We start from the raw sequence: 1065 nt of genomic DNA on the forward strand, positions 1-1065 counted from the left end.
GAGTCCGTGACCTGGGCGCAGATCGACCGCTTGGTTGCGGAGGCGATTGCTCGCTTCGACCCCGGGCGGGCGGAGCTGGAACGGCAGAGGGCGGCGGACCGCCGCCGGTTCACCATCTCCGACGTCGACGAGCACGGGCTGGTCTACGTCGACGCGTTGATGGACGCCGCCGACGGCCACGACCTCAACCAGACCATCACCCGCCGCGCCCACCTGCTCGGTCAGCTCGGCGACGACTCGTCGTTGGACGTGCGGCGGTCGAAGGCAGCCGGCGAGCTCGCCCGCCAGGACCTCTCCCTCTCCCTCGACCTCATCGTGAGCGACCCCGCCACCGGCGAGGTCATCGCCAAATCACCCGGCCGCCGCAGCGTCCTGAACCTCCACATCACCGACACCACCCTGACGGGTGAGAACCCGGTCGGACGCTGCGAGGAAACCCGGGGACCGGTCCTCGCGGGACAGATCAGGGAGTGGCTCTCCCTCCCCGGCTCCACGATCATCGTCCGCCCCGTCATCGACGTCGCCGACTGCACGCCGGTCGACTCCTACGAGATCCCCGACCGCCACCGCATCCGCGTGCAGCTGCGCGACCACACCTGCAGGTTCCCCAGCTGCACCACCCCCGCCACCAGGTGCGACCTCGACCATGCCATTGAGCACAGTCGCGGTGGTCCAACGTGCCCGTGCAACCTCGTCCCCCTCTGCCGCCGCCACCACCGCGCCAAGACCCACGGTGCTTGGTCGTACCGCGTGCTCCGCCCCGGCCACTACCTGTGGACCAGCCCCAACGGCGCGCACTTCCTCGTCACGCCGGCGGGAACGGACGTGATCGACCCGGCCGACTCCCCCGAGCCTGATCGACCTTGACCCCGCCCCACACCCCGCCACCCGGCGGGGTCAACGGCATGCCCGGAGGTCGCGAACCCCGGTGGTTGAGGTGCGAGGCGCCCCAGCGCCGAGCCTCGAAACCACCGGCCACGGTGCACCGGACTGTGCCCGACACAGTCCGCCTCGCAGGCCCGGAGGTTTCGAGGCTCCTCGCTAGCGCTCGTCGCACCTCAACCA

At 70.8% G+C, this 1065-nt stretch carries 1 protein-coding gene; it reads left to right on the forward strand.

Annotated features, from left to right (window positions below; genetic code table 11):
• Positions 1 to 867, forward strand: an 867-nt coding sequence (locus tag L615_RS23095) for an HNH endonuclease signature motif containing protein (RefSeq protein WP_186449721.1), incomplete at its 5' end; no start/stop codon positions are given.
• Positions 868 to 1065: the final 198 nt, after the last annotated feature.

This window comes from Nocardioides sp. J9 (genome assembly GCF_007829375.1).
Taxonomy (GTDB): domain Bacteria; phylum Actinomycetota; class Actinomycetes; order Propionibacteriales; family Nocardioidaceae; genus Nocardioides.